General features: G+C 57.1%; 15 protein-coding genes. 10 read left to right on the top strand and 5 right to left on the bottom strand.

From position 1 onward, the window contains the following. Positions 1–30 precede the first annotated feature (30 nt). Together JIN87_RS18570 and JIN87_RS18565 are read right to left on the bottom strand one after the other, a co-directional pair. Positions 31–1,101 carry an SMP-30/gluconolactonase/LRE family protein gene (locus tag JIN87_RS18570; RefSeq protein ID WP_200357106.1) on the bottom strand — a complete coding sequence of 357 codons (1,071 nt, stop codon included), beginning with the start codon at positions 1,099–1,101 and terminating at the stop codon, positions 31–33. After that, positions 1,102–1,773 carry a 3'-5' exonuclease gene (locus tag JIN87_RS18565; protein WP_200357105.1) on the bottom strand — a complete coding sequence of 224 codons (672 nt, stop codon included), beginning with the start codon at positions 1,771–1,773 and terminating at the stop codon, positions 1,102–1,104. 114 nt (positions 1,774–1,887) lie between these two features. Here JIN87_RS18565 and JIN87_RS18560 point away from each other — a divergent pair, with 114 nt between their 5' ends. From JIN87_RS18560 to JIN87_RS18545, 4 genes are all read left to right on the top strand, one after another. Beyond that, on the top strand, positions 1,888–2,652 hold the full coding sequence (locus JIN87_RS18560; protein ID WP_200357104.1) for an inositol monophosphatase family protein: 765 nt from the start codon (positions 1,888–1,890) through the stop codon (positions 2,650–2,652). Between the two features lie 11 nt (positions 2,653–2,663). After that, entirely contained in the window at positions 2,664–3,104 is a 441-nt protein-coding gene (locus tag JIN87_RS18555) for a hypothetical protein (protein ID WP_200357103.1), read from the top strand. A gap of 268 nt (positions 3,105–3,372) precedes the next feature. Continuing rightward, a complete protein-coding gene (locus tag JIN87_RS18550; RefSeq protein WP_325176396.1) occupies positions 3,373–4,596 on the top strand; it encodes a peptidylprolyl isomerase in 1,224 nt (407 codons plus the stop codon). A 45-nt stretch (positions 4,597–4,641) separates the two neighbouring features. Then, positions 4,642–5,448, top strand: a complete 807-nt coding sequence (locus JIN87_RS18545) for an alpha/beta hydrolase (protein ID WP_200357102.1) — start codon at positions 4,642–4,644, stop codon at positions 5,446–5,448. A 320-nt stretch (positions 5,449–5,768) separates the two neighbouring features. On the opposite strand, the gene JIN87_RS18540 is transcribed toward JIN87_RS18545, so the two are convergent. Further along, the gene (locus JIN87_RS18540; protein WP_200357101.1) at positions 5,769–8,222 is read right to left on the bottom strand and encodes an ABC transporter permease; all 2,454 of its coding nucleotides are present in this window, start codon (positions 8,220–8,222) and stop codon (positions 5,769–5,771) included. A gap of 178 nt (positions 8,223–8,400) precedes the next feature. Here JIN87_RS18540 and JIN87_RS18535 point away from each other — a divergent pair, with 178 nt between their 5' ends. The 5 genes from JIN87_RS18535 (at position 8,401) to JIN87_RS18515 (ending at position 14,671) form a co-directional block, all read left to right on the top strand. Then, complete coding sequence (locus JIN87_RS18535; protein WP_200357100.1) at positions 8,401–10,548, top strand: DUF1800 domain-containing protein; 2,148 nt, start codon at positions 8,401–8,403, stop codon at positions 10,546–10,548. A gap of 21 nt (positions 10,549–10,569) precedes the next feature. Next, a complete protein-coding gene (locus JIN87_RS18530; protein WP_200357099.1) occupies positions 10,570–12,003 on the top strand; it encodes a DUF1501 domain-containing protein in 1,434 nt (477 codons plus the stop codon). 31 nt (positions 12,004–12,034) lie between these two features. Continuing rightward, a complete protein-coding gene (locus JIN87_RS18525; RefSeq protein WP_200357098.1) occupies positions 12,035–12,796 on the top strand; it encodes a hypothetical protein in 762 nt (253 codons plus the stop codon). Between the two features lie 122 nt (positions 12,797–12,918). Further along, a complete protein-coding gene (locus JIN87_RS18520; RefSeq protein WP_200357097.1) occupies positions 12,919–13,683 on the top strand; it encodes a hypothetical protein in 765 nt (254 codons plus the stop codon). Positions 13,684–13,762: 79 nt separating this feature from the next. Then, on the top strand, positions 13,763–14,671 hold the full coding sequence (locus tag JIN87_RS18515; protein ID WP_200357096.1) for a phosphorylase family protein: 909 nt from the start codon (positions 13,763–13,765) through the stop codon (positions 14,669–14,671). A 98-nt stretch (positions 14,672–14,769) separates the two neighbouring features. Here the strand turns inward: JIN87_RS18515 and JIN87_RS18510 are convergent, their stop codons facing one another. Together JIN87_RS18510 and JIN87_RS18505 are read right to left on the bottom strand one after the other, a co-directional pair. Beyond that, positions 14,770–15,891 (bottom strand): MFS transporter, encoded by a 1,122-nt coding sequence (locus tag JIN87_RS18510; RefSeq protein ID WP_234033493.1) that lies wholly within the window; start codon positions 15,889–15,891, stop codon positions 14,770–14,772. A 105-nt stretch (positions 15,892–15,996) separates the two neighbouring features. After that, on the bottom strand, positions 15,997–16,911 hold the full coding sequence (locus tag JIN87_RS18505) for a branched-chain amino acid transaminase (RefSeq protein ID WP_200357094.1): 915 nt from the start codon (positions 16,909–16,911) through the stop codon (positions 15,997–15,999). A 138-nt stretch (positions 16,912–17,049) separates the two neighbouring features. Here JIN87_RS18505 and JIN87_RS18500 point away from each other — a divergent pair, with 138 nt between their 5' ends. Further along, a complete protein-coding gene (locus JIN87_RS18500; protein ID WP_200357093.1) occupies positions 17,050–20,706 on the top strand; it encodes a hybrid sensor histidine kinase/response regulator in 3,657 nt (1,218 codons plus the stop codon). Positions 20,707–21,001 lie beyond the last annotated feature (295 nt).

Raw genomic sequence — 21,001 nt, 5'->3', positions numbered from 1 at the left:
TGGCCGCGGCGCCACGCCATTCATTCACCCTCACTCCCCAAACAAAAACGAAGGCACGCCCTTCACGCCCGGCTTCACCGCAAACAAACTACCCGCCAACGGCTGCTTCTCCAGCTCAGCATCCTCCAGCCAGCCTCGCGCGGTTGTGATGTAGAGCGTGTCCAAGTCCTTCCCGCCGAACCCGCAGCAAGTAACCCGAGCCGCCGGCAAACGGATTTCCCGCAGCAGCTCACCTGAGTTCGGATCGTAGCGCCGGACACACCAACCATCCCAAAACGCAACCCACAGCATCCCCTCGGCATCAATCGTCATGCCATCGGGAGCGCCGCTAACGCCCTTCACGTCAACCGCAACCCGGCGGTTCGAAATCGAGCCCGTTTCACCGTCAAAGTCGTAAGCCCAGACCACGTCCTGAGGCGTATCGATGTAGTAGAAAGTGCGATCGTCAGAACTCCAAGCCAAGCCATTGGAGATTGATATCCCATCTTCAATTCTAGCGAAATCCGTAGTGTTTCGATCGATACGATAAAGATGTTGCTTCCCCTCATCGCCAAGACCGCCCACGTAAAAACGCCCGTCCGGCCCCGCCTTCCCGTCGTTCAAGCGGTTATCCGCGTTCCCCTCCATCGGATCGCAACATTTTCTCAGCTCGCCCGACTCGAAACCCAAAGCGTACACCCCATCCTTCAAAGCCGCCAGCAAGCCCCCCGACTTCGCCTCAACGACCGTACCCACTTCCTGCCCGACCGAAACCGACTCGTTCAAGCCCGTTACCGGATCAAAGCGACACACCCGCTGCCCCACGATATCGATCCAGAAAACCCTCTGCTCCCGCTCGCTCCAAAAAACGCCTTCACCCAACTCGGCCCGATCCTCAAAAACGCAGCTCACTTCGCTCATGCACCGCAATCCATTGTGCAAATCCAGCCATGGCCACAAAAATGCAGTCCAAACCATTACTAAACAACCGGAGGGCAACGCTCCGTCGTTGCCAACAACCAGAACCGACTGAAACAAACGCGTCAGGTTGGCTTCGCCAAACAGCAAAAAGGCCACCAAGCCCGAATCAACTCTCCAAGCTCCCCAAAAAACAACCGACAACTAAAACAGCTGCTGCTGCTCCGCCGCCTGACGACGGGCCCCGCTGCCTTGGCTCTCGATCAAAAGCTGCGGCACGCTCGGCTTCTCCTCACGCAACTCGCTGCAATACAGCAGCAAAAGCAACGCGCTCGCCAAAGCATCGTACAAAGCGCAGTGGTAGTGGCGCCGGTCCTCCGGGCAATACTTCGCCGCCAGCTCATCGAGCTCATGCTGCAGCTCCCAGCGATGCACCAAATCCTCAAGCTTCAAAGTCGAGCCATCGTCACCGTAGTTCCGATACAGATACCCCGTATCGATCCAAGGTCCCCACTCCGAGCCCTTAGTCCCCGGCTGTATCCAGTTCTCGGATCTCCGAGCATACGGAAAAACCGCTTTCAGCATCGTGTTCTCCGCCGAAGCGAAATGAGCCGCCAACGGACCCGACTCCCTTAGCCGAGCAAAACGATCCCACTCCTCCGCAAACGGCAGCAATCCACTCACCGCCTCGTTGCTGATCCCATGAGTCGCCTGCTCCTTGCGCGAAATCTTCGCCTTCGGCAAACACAGCCGCGTCGAAGCGTCCTCGATGCGCGACCCCTTGAGAGTGACCACCCCATACTCCACGATCCCGCAATGCGGGCCGCCCTCGAAATCGATGACGTGGATTGGCAAGTCGTCCCAGTAAGGATCCATGAGAGGCAGCAAATCCAATTTGCCCCGCTTTGCAACCGTGGAGGAGCAAGCCCACACGCTTAAGAAACTTTTTATGTTTATCCCAAGCGGTTGGCCCCTCACAGTGAATGGCTTATGCAATTCGAAGAATTCGACGCCTTCACAGGAAAACTCTGCAAAGAGACCGAGCGCATCATTCTGGACTATTTCGAGTCACCCGATCTCGAGATCCTATCCAAGAGCGACGACACCCCTGTGACCGCCGCCGACCGCAAAGCCGAGGAGATGATCCGCGCCGCCATCGAGACCGTCTACCCCGAACACGGAATCATGGGCGAAGAGTTCGGCAACAGCAACGAATCCGCTGACTACCAATGGGTTGTCGACCCCATCGACGGCACCAAGACCTTCACCGCCGGCACCCCCCTCTTCGGCACCATGATCGCGCTGCTCAAAGACGGCGAACCCCTCTTCGGCTGCATCAACTACCCCGTCATCCACAAGCGACTCTCAGGCGACAACCAAAACGCCTACTGCAACACCAAACCCATCTCCGCCCGCTCCGGCGTCCCCCTCTCCGACGCCATCGTCCTCACCACCGACGTCCAATCCATCCCCAAATACCAAAACGGAGCCAACTTCGACGAGCTCCTCGGCAAAACCAAATTCTGCCGCACCTGGGGCGACTGCTTCGGCTACTTCCTCGTAGCCACCGGAAAAGCCGACATCATGCTCGACCCCATCATGAACCCCTGGGACATCATGGCCCTCGTCCCCGTTCTTCGCGGAGCCGGAGCCGTCATCACAGACTGGTACGGCGGAAACCCGGCCAAAGGCGAATCCTGCATCGCCAGCAATCCAGACCTGCACGAACTCGTCATCCAAACGCTCAACCAGTAAGCCCAAGCAAAATGCCTTTCCCAAAACTCCGCCTTCCCCTCGCCCTCGCCAGCCTCCTCGGCCTCCTGCTCGCAGGCTGCTCGAAATCCGCTACCGACGACATCCACGCCGCCCCTCGCGATACCCAACCCTGGGAAAACGCGGACCTAAGCGGCTACGACACCAATCAACTGCTCGCTCACCTCGACACCCTCGTGAACGCCACCCAAGCCGCAGCCGCCGCCGACCAAGCCGTTGAGTTCCACCACCTCGAAGTCGCGATGACCCCCACTCTGGACGCCCTCGCCGCAAACGCGCCCGGCAATTTCGCCGCCCTAGCAACCATCGAGACCCTCAAGTCGCTCGCCGTAAAGCTCCACCTCGCCGGGCACGACGGAAACGTCGCCCAAGGCGTCAAGCTCGGAGACGCCATCGCCAACCTCGTCGACCGACTCAAGAAAGAGCTCGGCTAGCGAGCCGTTGTCAGGTAGCGGCCGTTGCTGTGCCCGTCGTAGCTCATAGAGCGAAGTCGGGTCCCCAACGGCCACATCGATGGTTCGCCAATCCCCGCCCCACCGCACCGGTCCCACAAAACCGCGATGCACCTTACAATTGCCCGCCCTTCCCCGGTCTCTCTTTCAAAAACCTGAAAATCCTGAAGCCAGAATCGGAACAAGCTCGTAAAAGCAGCGTCACCCCACATCACCACCGTGACGTAATTTCGAACTCCCATTCAGCACAGTGATAGTCAGAAACGTTTTCACAAAACTCGCCGCCACACTCGCGGTCCTCGGTCTCTTCGCCAATAGCGCCCAAGCGGATATTTCCTTCACTCCCTCCGAGGACGGAATCTACGCAGTGTTCACCACCTCAAGCGGCGAGTTCACCGCCAAGCTCTACCACGACCAGACCCCCATCACCGTCGCCAACTTCGTCGGCCTGGCCGAAGGCTCCGTACACCGATGGGACAACGAAGATAGCGAACCGATCACCGGCCCCTACTACGACGGGATCATCTTCCACCGCGTAATCAGCGGATTCATGATCCAAGGAGGATCGCCAAACGGACTCGGTACCGACGGTCCTGGGTACTCTATCCCCGACGAAATAAGCCCCGACCTGAAGCACACTAAAGCGGGACAACTTTCCATGGCAAACAGCGGCCCAAATTCCGGAGGAAGCCAGTTTTTCATTACTCTGGGAGCCGCCGCCTGGCTCGACGGGAAACACGCCATCTTCGGTGAAATCGTAGACGGACAATCCATCGTAAACGCCATCGGAGACCTCCCAACCGGCACAGCCGACCGGCCAAACAATCCACCCGTCATCGAGTCGATCACCATCGTTCGCGAAGGCGAAGAGGCCGCACAATTCAACCCACGCGACTATGAAGTACCCAACATCGGGTATCCCAAGGTCGAATTCCACGAGGACGGAGAGCAATACGTGGCCAGCTTCGATCGCCGCACAAACGCCGACTACATCATCCGTCGTACCGAAGACCTAGACTCGTGGGAAACTGATGACTCAGTCACAGGCTCCCTCTCCGCCCCCTCTTCTCACGACATCGACGTCACAGAAGACATTTCAGACTCAGGAAGCAGCTTCATCGAAGTGACCGAGCTCTCCTACCCCAAGACGATCGACGCCGTTGGCACTCAGCTCACCATCAAACTCGAGGGGAATGACGACATATCAATCACCCTTAATGAAGATATCGAAGGAACCTACACTTTCGGCGAAAGCGAGGGCACCGTGAACGGCTACCTTTGGTTCCCCATGGTTTCTCGAGACCAGCTCTTCATAAGCTTCTCAGGACTTCGCAACATGCAGTTGCACCTGACCTGGAGCAACGACACGGAAGGACGCGTCGTCGCGCATCTGCCAGACACCTTCCAAGGAGCAGGCAACGCCTTCACGGTTGAAGGCACGTTCACCGCCAATAGCCGCCCCACAGAAAACTAAGGCCTCGACCCGCAAGAGCAGGAAACTAACCTAGTTCCCTGCCCTATGCTCAATCGTACCCTTCCCCTTCTTACGCTAGCGTTCGCCTGCCTCGCGAACGCAGCCCCCTCCCAATATCAGCTCGTCAGCGATATCTCCTACACATCGCTAGACGACAGCTACGCCCAAGAACGGTGCAAGCTCGACATCTACTACCCTGAGAAGACCGAGGAAACCTTCGCCACTCTCATTTGGTTCCACGGCGGCGGCCTCAAAAACGGAAACAAACACATCGACGAACGCCTCAAAAACCAAGGCATCGCGATCGTTGCGGCCAACTACCGCATGTATCCAAAAGTCGGAACCCCAACCCCAATCGAGGACGCAGCCAGCGCAACCGCCTGGGTCTTCCAAAACATCGAGACCTACGGCGGCGATCCCGAAAAAATCTTCATCGCCGGTCACTCCGCAGGCGGCTACCTCACCAGCATGCTCGGCTTCGACAAGTCCTACCTAGCCGCGCACGATATCGACGCCGACCAGATCGCAGGCCTCATCCCCTACAGCGGCCACACCATCACACACATGACGGTACGCGAGCAAATAGGAATGCCCGGAACCCAACCCCTCGTCGACAAATACGCGCCCCTCTACCACGTCCGCGCAGACGCTCCCCCCATCCTGCTCCTCACCGGCGATCGCGAGCTCGAACTACTCGGTCGCTACGAGGAAAACGCCTACTTCTGGCGCATGCTGCAAGTCGTAGACCACCCCGACGCCACCTTGTACGAGTTCGACGGATACGGACACGGCATGAGCGAACCCGCCCATCCAGTGACCCTGAAGTTCATAAACCGAATTCTAAAAAAATAGTCCCACTGTAGGGCGGGGTGCCGACCCGCCACACGCAAAGCGTGTCCCCTCAGCACGCATTGACGTCAACTTAAGCCTAAACGCTGTGGCAGGAGGGCAATGCTCCGTCATTGCCGCGGAGCCTGCGGGGAATAAACGATGTGGCAACGACAGTACCGAATGAAATGACGACACTCGAGCGGAAGCGTACCGAAGCCGAAGGCTGACAGCGTAAGCGAACAACAGACACGTTGCCCTCCAGATGATGCTATTTCTGTCAAGTTGACGCCAATACTCAGCGCACCGACCTACAAAAATAAAACATCCGCCAGGAGCAGCCCTCACTCATCTGTCATCGCCACAAGCGGCGAAACCCTCGCTGCCGCCCTTGACGGCAGATAGCTCGCCAGCAGCACGATCACTCCCATCGCCGCTGCCGTAACAGCGAGAATCCCCAGGTGAAACGGAACAACCTCATAGAGCACGCTCTTCATCAAGTATCCAGCCCCCCACGACAAGGCGACACCAATCCCCACCCCTATCGCGAGCAACTTCCCCCCGACCAGCAAGAACTGCCTCAAGACCTGTTCCGGTTTCGCTCCGATCGCAACCCGCACACCAATCTCCCTGCGACGCTCCCCTACCGCATAGGCCAGAACCCCGTAGGTTCCAACCGCCGCGAGCAACAATGCTACCCCGGCAAACACCGCCGCCAATATCGCCGGCGAACGCCTAGCAAGAAGACTATCATCGATACGGTTTTGCAGCACACGGACATCGTCAACCGGCAGCTCCGGGTCGACACCCTGAACCGTGTTGCGCAAGATTCCACTCACAGATTCCGGAGCCATCTCCGAGCTAATCGCGATATGGAAATAGCGATTCGAGCGGAGCGAATACGGTTGGTAGACCGTCCCTTGCGGGACCTCCTCGGTCAGATCAGTCTGCTTGATAGTTCCGACCACTCCCACGATAGTCATCACATTCTCTTCGTTCAGCTCCACATCCATCGCGATCCGCTTCCCAATCGCACTACCATCCGGCCAATACCGTTCAGCGAAGGCCGTATCCACTAAGCAAACACGCACTCCCTCTTCGCGATCAGCATCTTCGAGATAGCGCCCTTCCACCAGAGGAATTCCCACCGCCTGCCAGTACTCGCCAACTGCGAGCCCCACATAGTGGGCGCGAATAGAATCCCCCGGCTGCAACTCATGTCCCTCGACCACAGTCGCGTTGTTACTCGTATTCCCGCCAAACGGTAGCAACCCCGTAAAGCCAACGTTCTTCACTCCCGGCTGGTTTCTGAGCTCACCGATCAAGCGGTTCACAAACGTCAACCGATCTTCGTGCTCCGGATAGGTCTTCCAAGGAAGATTCAAGCTCGCAGTCAAAACATTATCGGCTCGGAACCCAGGAGACTCCTGCAAGGCTTTGTTCAAACTCAACCCAAGTAAACCGGCTCCTGTCAGCAAAGCAAAAGCAAGTCCGATCTGCACCACCATAAATACGCTACGAGCCAGCTGCGCCCCCTTCGAGACAGTCCCAGTACGCGATTCAGACTGAAGCGCCGGCGCCAAGTTACGGCGAGCGTTCATAATCACAATCGGAACCGCCAAAACCGCCCCCACAACAATCGCTCCGAGCAGCGAAACCAACATAACTCTTCCATCGAGAGAAATACTCGTACCCATAGGCAACTGATCCGCTCCCAATGTAGCGAATAAACGGATACCAGCCGCACCGACTCCTATCCCCAGCAGACCGCCCCCAATCGCAAGAAGGATCGTTTCGACCAGCGACTCTTTCGCCATGTGACGACGCCCAGCGCCCAAAGCCTGCCGAACCGCAGTTTCCTTCGTCTTCCCCTTCGCGCGAATCAGCATAAGATTCGCCAGATTCACGCAGCCGATTGCGAGCAAAGATATCGCGCCCGCCTGCAAAATGATTAAGATCGGCTTCGCGTCTCGAACCACTTCAGTCCGGAAATCCTCCACCACCGTATGGTATCCGGCATTACGCACCATCTCTGCGTACGGGTCATCCTCAAGCATCGCCTCGTTGAATCGATCCATCTCGTCCTGGGCCGCCTCGACCGATACACCCTCCGCCAAACGAGCGATCATTTGAATATTATTAGAGTGCCTCCGCGTCGGCTCCCGATCCTCCAAACTCGACGCCAAGGGATGGAAAAAACGCGCTCGGTTGTTCAGAAATTTGTATCCAGGCTCCACGACCCCGATCACACGATTCGGGATCTGATCCACCACCAGCTCCTTGCCCAACACATCCGGATCCCCATCAAAATAGTCCTGCCAAAACTCGTGCGTGAGAATCACCACCGACGAATTTTCGTAGAGCAACTGATCCTCCTCAAACGTCTGCCCGATCGCCAACCGCACCCCAAGCGTATCAAAGTACTCCGGCGACACCCGATCGCGCGGCACGCGAACAGGCGAACCTTCCTCTCCGATAATCGCGCTGCCCCCCTGACGCATGGTGACCGACTCAAACGAATCCATCGCATCTCCACGGCGCTCGTAATAGTTCGCCACCGAACTCCCGATCCTCGGCGCCCCAGCTCCCGGGTAAGAATTCATCACCATCACCAGCTCGCTCCCATGCTTAAACGGTAAAGCGCGAATCAAGATGGCATCGATCACCGCGAACATGGCTACATTGGCCCCGACACAAAGTGCCAAGGTCAGCAAAACCGTAGCGGTGAAACCGCGTTCACGGGATAAGCGGCGCAGCGATTGACGAAGAGTGGGGCGGAAGGATTTAGAGAGGCTCACAGCATTTTAAACCCCACTCAGGTAAAAACGTTACAAATAAAGTCCCCGCAATCCCCCAGAATAAACCAAGCCTCCTCATGGCCGATTACCCGACTTTGCACCATCCCCGCTCCTATCAAAACTGAACCCAGGCCATGAGGGTCATTTAACCTACAAAGAACTCCCGAGCCAAAAACCATTGCCTACTGCCTTTTCCGACCTAGCGTTTACCATTACCCAAAAGGCCGAACGCCGCCTCATCATCACCCCCCAAAACATGCCAAAGACAGAACTCCTGCGAAGAGCGATGCTCTGCGTCACGCTCAGCCTTGCCACATTTGCGTCCGCAGCCCATCACGAACTCCCGCTGCCAACCAATTTCCCCGATTGGCTCGCCGATATCCCCGGCGCCCCAGAGAGCGACGACCCCGATCAGGACGGGGCTACCAGCTTCTACGAGTACGCGCTCGGAGCCGAGCCCGCCGACGCGCTCGATGCCAGCAAATCCGGGCATTCCCCCTATCTCACTTCCGAGGACGGCTCCGCTCTTCTCCGATTCGATTTCGACGGACGCCAAGACGTCGTCTACATCTTCGAGACCCGAACCGACCTAGCCCCCGACGACTGGTCCGTTCTCGCCTGGAAGCTCGGCCCCACCCCATGGCAAGTCGTCACAGATGGAGCCACTCTCACCCAAGACGGAGCGTACCTAAGCTTCAACTACCCAGACGCTCGCGAGCAGCTCTACCGCCTCCGCGTCGAAACCCACGACTCCCTCCTCAACGAAGCCCAAGCCGTCCGCTTCCTGCGCCAAGCCACCTTCGGCCCTCGACGAGAAGATATCGAAGAACTCCTTCACCACGGCCTCGACTTCGAAGAATGGGTCGAAGACCAGATCGCCCTTCCTGCCACAACTCACACCGAGCTCGCAAAGACCATCCCCGCATTCGCCAACTATCCGGCAAGCTACCCCTTCGGCGGAGCCAACGGAAACGCCCATTCAAAAGGCATGGTCTGGTTCGAGGCAGCCATCAACGCTCCCGACCAACTTCGCCAACGCATGGCTTGGGCCCTCTTCCAGATCATCGTTGTCGGGGAGTCCGGCTCCGCAAATACAGCCTACCTCGACGAATGGCTGCACTACTACGACTTCTACGTCACCCACGCGACTGGCAACTACCGCGACCTGCTGCAAGACGTCACCGAATCGCCCAAGATGGGGCGCTACCTCACTTACGTTAACAACCAAAAGGCAAACAACAGCGGCACACGCCAGCCCGACGAGAACTACGCCCGCGAGGTCATGCAGCTCTTCACCATCGGGCTTTGGGAGCTCAATCGCGACGGCACCCTAAAACTCGACGAAAACGAGCAACCGATCCCCACCTACGACAATACCGACATCACCGAACTCGCGAAAGTATTCACCGGATTCCAGTACGCCGCCGACAACCCGAACTACCAAGACACCGACCAGAACTGGATCGACCCCATGCGTCGAAACGAGAACCGCCACGACAGAGGCGAAAAGACTCTCGTCGACGGTACCGTCCTTCCAGCCAACCAAAACACCATCACCGACGTCACCCAAGCGCTTGACGTCCTCTTCAATCACCCGAACACCGCCCCATTCATATCCAAACGTTTGATACAGCGGATCACATGCTCCAATCCATCACCCCAATACGTCGATCGAGTGGCGGCGGCCTTCGAGGACGATGGCAATGGAGAACGCGGCAATCTGGCAGCAGTCGCCAAAGCGATCCTCCTCGACCCAGAGGCCAGAAGCGGACGATTCATCGTCGACCCGACGCGCGGAAAACTCAGAGAACCTCTCAATCGCTTCCTGCAATATTGTCGAAGCTTCGAACTCAGCACCACACGTAGCGACAAGCTCCTGTACATAAGAAGCCTAGAAACCTACTTCGGACAATTCCCCTACCGCTCCCCAACTGTATTCAACTTCTACTTACCCGACTTTTCTCCCTCTGGCGAAGTTCGCGACGAAAACCTGGTCGCACCAGAATTCCAAATTCTAGACGACTCTACCGGAATCCGAACTTTTCAGATTATGGAATCTTTGGTGAAAAACGGCCTCGCGTGGCCGATCGGCGGCAACGGACACCAAGGCTCCCTCGATTTCTCACACCAGGAAACGCTCGCGAGCGACGCGACTGCGTTGGTCGACCACCTCAACCTTCTCCTCGCCAACAACGCTCTCAACGAAACAGAAAAGACTGCGATTATCACCGCCGTCGAAGCGCTTCCCGAAGGAGACACAGAAGCTCGAACCGAACGAGCCCTCACCCTCTTCTCAATCGCGCCCGGCTTCAACATCCTCAAGTAGGCAACTCCGAACACACCCAAGATGAGCTCATCCAAAAAACGCCAAATCTCTCGTCGCCAGTTTCTCGGTGAAGCCCCATGCGCCGCGCTCGGCTCCACCGCTCTCTTCTCCAGCCTTCTTTCGCTTAAGATGACAAACGCCGCAGCAGCGGCGAGCGCTCCCACCATCTCGACAGACGATGACTACAAGGCGCTTGTATGCGTATTTTTAGCGGGAGGCAACGACTCCTACAACATGCTCCTGCCTCGCAACCAGGAAGCCTACAACTCCTACGCCGCCAACCGGGCAAACCTGAAGCTAGACCTCTATCAAGAAGACGGCGAGACCTACAACATCCTTCCTATCACCTCAACAGGACAGGAGTATTCAGAATTTGGACTGCACCCTCGCCTCGGGGAAATGCAAACTCTCTACAACGACGAGGAGCTGGCATTCATCGCCAACGTCGGAACGCTCATCCAGCCAACCACAATGAGCGACTATCGGGCACGACGCTATCGCCCCAAAGGATTGTTCTCCCACTCGGACCAACAAGATCACTGGCAAACCTGCTTGCCTCAAGTCAGGGGAGCAAGCCCCGGTGGTTGGGGAGGACGAGCGTCCGAATTGCTCGCCTCATTTAACGAAGGCTCGAAGATCTCGATGAACATTTCAGTGAGCGGGCTCAACACCTTCCAGACCGGCGAGGAAGCCTTCGCCTTCGTTGCTGGAAACGACGGCGGAGCCGACATGATCGCTTACCAAGACCCATTCGAAAAAGCCGCGGTCAACAGCCTGCTCACCGAAAACTACAAAAACCTTTTCCAGAAAAACTTCGGCCGCAATAGCGCTCGCTTCATCGAGAGCTCCATCGCCTTCAACGAAGGATTCGACAACGCGACCGTTACCACACGCTTCCCAAACACGAATACAGGGGACAAATTCAAAACGATCGCCCGCACGATCGCCGCCCACGACGCCCTTAAAATGAGGCGACAAACCTTCTTCGTGAGAATCGGCGGCTGGGACCACCATGCGGACCTCCTGAGCAAGCAGAACACGATGCTCCCAGACCTCAGCCAAAGCCTGCTCGCTTTCTCAAACGCGCTAAGGGATCTAGGACTCAGCGACAACGTCCTCACCTTCTCCGTGTCCGATTTCGGACGCACACTCAGCTCCAACGACGCAGGTTCCGACCACGGCTGGGGAGGCAACGCGTTCGTCATGGGAGGCCCCGTCTCTGGCGGAAAAATCTACGGCACCTACCCGGACCTGCGCACAAACGGTCCACTCGACACGGGTCGAGGTCGCCAGATTCCAACTACATCAGTCGACGAATACTGCAGCGAGATCGCTCGTTGGTTCGGTGTGGCAAACGGCGATCTAGAAACCGTCTTCCCCAACATCCAAAACTTCTACGACCCCTATTCACTCACCCCTCCAATCGGTTTCCTAAAATCAGAAGGCAGCGTCTAGCCCGTACTAGAAAACGGAACTCCCAGGAAACATGATTCCCCGCATGCTCGTACGATTGCAGGTCCCACTGGCCCTGCTTGTACTCATTCTGCAACGAGCCCCGCAGATGTACACGACTCTAGTCTCACGGATCTCGTTGCCCTCCGTTCAGATCGTCCAGAAAGCGATTCTCACTTCGGCCGCCCTAGGTTCTACCCATGCGCTTTCCGGAGCCACCACCTCCGAATACAGAGTCAACGATTCCTCATACAGAATTCGCAACGCCACGATCCTACATCCAGAATCCGGCCAAGTCGGAGACAAGGTAGATATCGAGTTTTCCAATACAATCACTCCCGCCTCCTGGGAAGTCACCCAAGGCGAATTGCCGGACGGCCTCCGGCTGACCGACTTCCTCGAACAAGCCGAACTGGTCGACGGAAAGATCAACGCCTCCTCTCTGCTTATCCTCGGCACCTACACGAAAGCGGGCAATTACGGCATAACCCTCAAGCCATGGAGCGAGGCTAACGGCGAGGGAGAAACCGCGCCTCAAAACCTGTCGATCACCTTCCAAATCGCAGAGGGCCAGCTCCCCCCTCCAGAGATCAGCTACCGCAAAACCGAAGTGCACCTGGTGCTCTCCTGGGATACCGATTCAGGCCAAGGCTTCGAACTGAAGCACTCCCGCGACTTGTCCATTTGGAGTTCCCCCTCCCCAATCACAAGCAGCGAAGAAGACGGCCAGACCAAGGTCACGATTCCGCTCTCCGAGATCGATAGCGACTACTACCGTCTGGAATCCGCGCAATAAGCAGCGCGGACCGCAACTCTCCTCGATGTAGCCTTGGACAACTATGCCTAACCGGCTGAGTGCTTTCGCCCTTTCCCTTCTACCTTCAACGGCTAACGGCGATACCTAGCGGGCTCGCCCTCGTGAAATTCCTCCTGACCCAGAAACTGCTCTCCGCCCGACTGCATCTCGCTCTCGGGATCCTCATGCTCATCCTCCAGCGAAGCCCCATCCTGAAGCTGCTAGCCCACGCCCAACACCTGCAGCTCGGCACCCCCGTCGCCCGCATCATTCAAGCATTCGCCCTGCCCGCCGCCTCCCTCGCCACGCCCCACGCCCTTTCCGGAGCCACCAATTCCAGCTACTCGGTCGACCCGGACAATCCCTTCACCGGCAAAGTCGGCGAAACCGTAGTCATAGGATTCTCCATCAACATCACCCCCAAATCCTGGTCGGTCGACGGCGATATCCCGCCCGGCCTGCGCATCACCGATCTACGCCAACGCATAGAAGTCGAAAACGGACTGCTCGTCTCAAGCTTCGGAGTCATCTCCGGAGACCCGACCGAAGCCGGCAGTTGGGATCTCACGCTCACCCCTTGGGGAAACGAAGACGGCACCGGAGAGGGACCGCCCACCCCTCTCGTCATCACAATCACCATTGAGCCAGGAGAAACGCTTCCCCCTACGCCACCTGAACTCTCCTTCGAACGCAGCGACCAGACGCTTGCGATCATCTGGCAAATCGATCCAAACCACAATTTCACCACCGTCACCTCGACCGATTTCAAAGCGTGGGCTCCCATATCCGCCACTCCTCAAATCAACGGCGGCCAAGCCCGTATCGAACTTCCAATTACATCCAGAGAAAACGCATTCTACCGACTCGCACTCGACGAAGAAGAATAGTCTACAGGCGCAAATAATTTCCCCACCGAAAATATTCCGACTCGCCTGAGACGAAGCAAACAGACAGCATCCCTTCCGCATGTCTTACAAATCGCAGGCTCCCGAACCGCCCAACGGCGAAACCATATTCATCGCCGTAGTCGGCGGCACCAGCTTCGGAGCTCCCCTTAAGTTCGGCGAAGGCCTCGCAGCAGCAGAAGGAAGCTTCAGCTTCGAAACCAAGGCCGGCCCCAGCCCGACCCTCTACCGCATGCGCTACCGGGGAATTCCCTTCTACTACATCCCCTTCTACGGACTGCTCGACAAACCCGACGGCGAAGCCGACGGCCCCTACCACGTGCGAGCATGGGCCGCCCTCTACGAGCTCGGCGTCACCCACGCCATCGGCGGGGCCACCTGCGGAGCGATCGACCCCAAGCTCGATTTCGACGACATCGTCATGATCGACGACTTTATCGAGTGGCGAGCCGAACGCCCCAACGACGCCCTCGCAGCCTCCGGCCATTCCCGCCCCGGTATCTTCCCGAATTTCGAAGTACCGCTCAGCCCCTCCATCCGAAACCTTCTAGTTGACGAGTCAGAAAAACAGAAAGAGGCAAACTCCTACCAAGGCAGTATCCGCAGTACGGGTACATTCGTCCAATTCGCCCCCGGCCGCTTCGAGAGTCCCGCAGAGATCAGAGCGATGCGAACGCTCGGAGGCGAACTCACCAGCATGAACCAGGCGACCTGCATCATCTACGCCCGCCAGTTCGGAATCCGCTACGGTGCCATCTGCTCCATTTCGAATCCCGCAGTCGGTGTTCGCCCCTTCACCTTCGAGCAAATGCAGCAAAGCGTGCAACGCATAGCCGCCTTCACCATTCCAGTCGTACTCGAAACCATCTCCCGCATCCCCCAGGAAGCCCTGGCCCCAGAACTCAGCAGCACAGGCGAGCCCTTCACCGGCAGCTATCTCGACCCCGAAGGCGAAACCACCCCCCTATAGGAGGGCAACGCTCCGTCGTTGCCGCGGAACCTAGATCCGACTAAAACAAACAACTAGCACGAGACAAAATTTCCGTGCACGCACGCCGTATCCATCTTTCAACTTCGCTTACGTTCCCAAAACAAAAGCCAGATCATCACCACCAGATAAGCGGGCACGATCCAGAAGCTAGCCCGTAAGCCAACCCAGTCACCAATCATCCCCATGGTCCACGAAACGGAGGCGAAGCCCGCGATTCCCCCGCAGGAGAGCAAAATAAAAGCGCTCGTCGCATCGCACCTCATCCGGTCGACCGCATAGGACTGCAGCGTCGGCCAAAAACAAGCCATCGCCAAGCCAGCCAAGAAAAGATTCACGTACAAAAAGGAAATCTCGTTCGTCAACGGAAACAAGACGCCCACCACAAGCCCGCCAAGCGCCGACCCCAACAGCAGATGCCAGAGACGCCCCTGCGGAATCAGCCAGCCCCAGAGCAGTCGAGCCACGATCATCCCCGCAGCGAAAAGAGCAACCCCGACTCCCGCCGCCCGAGGCGTCACCCCATGCTCGACTTGCAACAAGCTCGCGCTCCAATAGGTGAACGCGCCCTCCGTCGCTCCGCCCAAAAACATCAAAACCGTAAACAGCCAGAAGCGACGCAACCTCAAGATCTTCCACTTGTTGGCAAACACCTGAGAAAGCTCGGCGCCACCCCCTGCCTTTGCAGGCTCTCTCAACAACCAAAACAATCCGCCGGACAAAACGCTGAACCCGCCCAAAACACTCATCACAGTCCGCCAAGAAACCATCTGGCTGAGCGCCTCGCCCGTACCCAACATCGTCGCCAGAACCCCGATCGACCAGAACGCGTTGATCAAATTAAGGTAACGCCCCGAATCGTCAGGATGGAGCTCCTGCACGAGCGGATTTATAAGCGCTTCGATCACACCCCCGCCAAACCCGAGCAAAGCAACCGCCAAGAACAACGCTCCATAGGAAGGAGCGTTCGCGTAGAGCAACATTCCCGTCCCCATCACAAGACAGGATACTCCGATCGAGCGGACCTTGCCAAAACGGGCAGCGATAAATCCACTCGCCAGCAAGGTCACCAAAACGAGGGTGCCCTTCGCCATCTCCAAGCCACCCGCCTGCGAGAACGACATTCCCAAATCCTTCGTTATCGCAACGAGACAAATGGGTATCGCCGTGACGCAGGACGAATACGCCAAAAAGCCCAACATCGACGCGTAATCGAGCGAGCAAAATGTTAGCCCCCGTCTGGAGCTCTTCCCCTCTTCCATACCTCAAACAAACCTGAACAAAAACGGCCTTAGAGAGGGACAAACCTAAACGAGTTCCATCCAGCCCTTAGAATCTTCGGTCGTACCGTCAAACAGTCCAAAAAACGCCTTCTGCAGCTGCTCGGTGATCGGACCACGCTTACCCCCGCCAACCGCTAAGCCGTCCACCGAACGGATCGCCGCGATCTCAGTCGCCGTACCCGTCATAAAAATCTCGTCCGCCACGTAAAGGATCTCGCGCGGCAAGCTCTCCTCACGCACTTCATACCCAGCCCGTTGGGCCAGATCGATTGCAATACCCCGTGTGATACCCGGCAGAATCGCTGCCGTAATCGGAGGCGTATAAAGCACCCCGTCCCGTATCACAAAAATGTTCTCCCCCGCCCCTTCGCTCAAATGGCCGGACGCATCAAGGCCGATCCCCTCGGTGTACCCATGCCGGTGCGCCTCCATCGTGATCAGCTGGGACGACAGATAGTTTCCGCTCGCCTTCGCCATTGTAGGCAAGGTATTGGGAGCGACTCGCGTCCAACTCGAAACACCCACATCCACCCCATTCTCCAGAGCGTCCTCCCCCAAATAAGCCCCCCACGGGAAAGCAGCCACCGTCACCTCCACAGGATCGTCATTGCCGTACACCGTGATCGGCCCGTATCCACGAAACGCTAACGGACGCACATAGGCTGACTTCAAGCCATTCGCAGTAATCACCTCGCGGCAGATCCCAGTCAGTTCCTCCAAGCCGTACGGCATGTTCATGCGGTAAATTTTGGCCGAATCGAGAAAGCGCTTCAAGTGACTCTGCAAACAGAGATAAGCAGGCCCCTTCTCCGTATCATAAACACGAATACCCTCAAAAACGGAAGACCCGTAATGCAGAGCATGAGCCATCACATGAACCGTCGCTTCCTTCCAGGGAATCAGCCTCCCTCCGTGCCAGATAAATTCCGTCTCTTCCATAACGCGTTCTCTGAGCCCACAATCTACTCTAGGCTCTAGAAGTCAAACGCCCAACCCCGTATGCGCCGCCGCGTTTGACGATTTCCAAAGTGTATTTACATTTCGATCCTACCCCCGTCTCGCACCTTCGCTTTACCTATGCTCCTGAGAATCGCCTGCCTATGCGGCCTGCTCGCAAGCACCCTGCCTCTAAGCGCCCAAATCAAGTTCAACCATCTTGAGACGGACGCGCCTGTCCACCTGGTACGCACCATCCATCGCGACGACTACGGCTACCTCTGGCTCGGAACCGCAGGCGAAGGCCTCAAACGCTACGACGGCTACTCCTTCAAAACCTACACGAGCGACCCCGAACGTGAAAACACCCTCTCCGGCCGCTACATCCAAGACGTCCTCGAAGACTCGCAAAAGAACCTCTGGATCGCAGCCCGCAGCGGCCTGAACCGCTACGACCGCAAGCTGGACAATTTCAAACGCTACACCCACTCGGGCGCAAACCACAACACGCTCGGACGCGGCCCAGTCCAAGAAATGCTGCTCGCCAAAAACGGAGAGCTCTGGGTCCTCACCCGCAGATCCCTCAACCGCTTCCGCCCCCAGACCGACAACTTTCAGCGCCATAACTTTCCCAACTCCTCCGAAAGGGACTACTTCCTCACCTCCCTCATCGAGGGGGAAGGAAACAAGATCTGGGTCGTCGGATCCGACTCCCATATTTGGAGCTTCGATCGCGAACGAGAAGAGTTCACCAGCTCCAAGCTCTTCCCCCTTTCGGACAATAAATCGAAGAAGATTCGCAGAGACAACCGCGGCAGACTATGGATCGCGTCACAAGGAGGAGGGCTCTACCAGTTCCTGCCGGACGAGATGAAAATCGCCCACATCCCCATTAATAAGGATGGCACCGGGATCTCCGGAGGCCGCACCGACGACATCGCCGTCCACCCCGACGGGACCTTGCTCATTCCCGTCAACCAGGCCGGCCTCAACCTTTTCGATCCTGAAACTCGCACCGTCCGCTACCAATCCTTCGCCGACGGCACGGGCAATGGAATCAGCTCCGACGGAGTCAACCTCGTGCACATAGACTACGAAGGCATCATCTGGCTCGGACACTCCCGCACCGGGCTCGACTACCACCACCCTCAACTCGACCAGTTCATCACCTTCAAACGAGGAGTCAGCACTCCCCAGTCCTCCATCACCAACCACGTCATCGGAGCTGTCGCCGAAGACCCGGACGGCAACTTGCTCATCGGAACCGACGGAGGAGGCCTCCACCTGCTCGACCGTACAAGCAACTCGATTCGCAAGCTAGAGCTCCAGATCGAATCCGGCGTCATCAGACAAGTGGCAGTAGACCCTCAGGAGAATCTATGGGTCGCCACTTGGAACGCAGGCATCTACTATTTCCAAAAAAAAGGGGATCGCTACGAGCTCGATCAAGAAATCACCCAAAGGTTCGACGAATGGAAGGAACGCGGCATCTGGGACATAGAACTCGACCACAAAAACCGAATCTGGATCAGCGGCGGTTTCGGCAAGCTAAGCCTCTACCAAACCGACGGCACCCCCATCCCCATCCAAACCGAGTCCCCCACAGATCGCATTCCGCCAAACATCGTCATCGAGGACACCCACCCCGGAGGCATCTTCGCAAACGGACTCGACGGCATGTACCGCTTCGACGAGGAAACAAAAACCACCAAGCTCTTCGCGAAACTCCCCCGGCCAACCGCAATCCGCTACGAACCGAAAAGCCAGACCTACTACATAGGCACCGTGTACAGCGGTATCCACAGCTACGATACAAACGGCAATCACCTAAAAACCTACAACATTCTCCCCGGCAGATTAAACCGCCGCGTCCATGCCATAGAAATAGCAAACGAAAACGCAATCTGGGTCTCAACCGAAAGCGGACTCTGCCACATCAACACCCAAACCTCCGATACCCAAGTTTACCTCGGAGGCGACGGCCTACAGGGAGACCAGTACTTCGACATGTCTTCCTGCAAAACCCGCGACGGGTACCTCTTCTTCGGAGGCACCTCCGGGTTCACCGGCTTCCATCCTGACCACATCACTCACAACCTCACCCCACCCCGAGTCTACATTGACGAGATCTCCCTCTTCGGCACTCCCATCAGCCCTCAGACAAACCCCGAGATCCTCGACTCCCACCCCCAATTCGCCCAAAGCCTCACCTTGGAGCACCACCAAAACCACCTCCAATTCGGTTTCACCGGCATCAGCCTCGTCTCTCCCAAGAAAAACAAGTTCGCCTACAAGCTCGAAGGATTCGACAGCGACTGGATCTACACCAGCTCCGACCAGAGAAGGGCGACTTACACCAACCTCGACCCCGGCTCCTACACATTCCGGGTCAAGGCCTCCAACAACGACGGCATCTGGAACGAGCAAGGCGCCGCCATCCAAGTCGAAATCGCCACCCCATTCTGGCTTCGCCCCAGCTTCCTGATTCTCTCCGCCCTTCTTGTCTCATCGCTCGCTTACCTAGCCATCCGCTATCGGGAGGCAGCCCTCACACGAGAAAAGGCCAAACTCAAAGCCATGGTTCAGGAGAAGACGAAACAGCTAAGCGACCACCAAGAACAACTCGAAGCCACCATCGACCGACGCACCAGCGCCCTGAAGTCAGCGAAAGAAAAAGCCGAGGAATCCGATCGCCTCAAATCCCAGTTTCTCGCCAACCTTTCCCACGAAATCCGCACCCCACTCAACGCCATCACCGGATTCGCTGGATTCATCGCCGACGACTCGCTCGATTCATCCGAACGCAGCCGCTACGCAGAAATCATAAACGAAAACTCCGACTCGCTGCTCACCCTCATCGGAGACATCCTCGACTTCTCCAAGATCACCTCGAACCAGCTGAAAATCATCGAAAGCCCCTTCTCGCTAAACGAGTTTCTGGACAACATCCACTCCTCCCACTCCATCCGAGAGAACCCCAACTCCGTCTCCCACACGCTAAACAACCAGCTCCACAAAGAGAATCTCATCCTCGTAGCCGACCGCACCCGTATCAAACAGGTCATCGATAACCTTCTCACCAACGCATTTAAGTTTACCCAAAGCGGCACCGTCGAGCTCGGCGCCTACTGCCAGGAATCCCAAATCTGCTACTACGTAAAAGACAGCGGCCCAGGAATCCCCGAAGAGGAAAGACAGATCATATTCGAGAAATTCGTGAAACGAGAGATCGACGACCTAGCCGCCCGACGCGGAGTAGGCCTCGGCCTCGCCATCTGCAAAGAGCTCACCGAACTCATGGGAGGCAGCCTCTCCGTCGAATCAGAAGTCGGAATCGGCTCCACATTCACCCTCAGCCTGCCACTCCGAATCGCAAAAGACCTCAGTGTCACAAACCTCGAAGGAGAAGACCCACAACATGACAACGAGTATAGAGGCAAAAAGATCCTCGTGATCGAAGACGAGCAGGCCAACTACGAGTTCATCGACGTTTCTCTCCAAAAGCTAGGCATCGAAACCGATTGGGCAAAAGACGGCCGCGAAGGCCTCGAAAAACTCAGATCCACCTCCGAGTACGACCTCGTGTTGCTAGATATAAAAATGCCAGGCATCGACGGCTTCGAAACGCTCAAGGAAATCAGAAAGATCAACGCGTCGATCAACGTCATCGCCCAAACCGCCTACGCCCTCAAAACCGACGAAGTGAAAATCCGCCGCGCCGGCTTCGACGGCTATATCGCCAAACCCATCAAACAAACCGAACTTCAAGTCACCCTCGAGACGAGCTTAGGAAACTGAAGGCAGGCCGCGGTCGCCGTCCCACGCCCAGAGCACTTTTCTTTTGAACAGTCGCGCTTCCCTTCAGGCATCTTAAAGTGGGAAGCGGCCTTGTGCCGCGATTCTAAGTGCCTAAACAAAAGAAAAATGCTCTAAAACCAAAAGGTAGCGATCATCGTCCCCGATGATCATCCCTCCCTCCCGACCCGAGCAATTCGGGCAGTAAAAAGCCCGCCTGAGCTAAGCTCAGCGCGGGCCTCTTTGACAGCAGGAGTACCCCTACTCCTATATCGCTGTCTCGTATGTTTTATACCCC

The organism is Pelagicoccus mobilis (assembly GCF_016595505.1).
GTDB lineage: Bacteria > Verrucomicrobiota > Verrucomicrobiia > Opitutales > Opitutaceae > Pelagicoccus > Pelagicoccus mobilis.
Note: the sequence above shows the minus strand (reverse complement) of the source record. Positions and strands in the feature narration are given on the sequence as shown.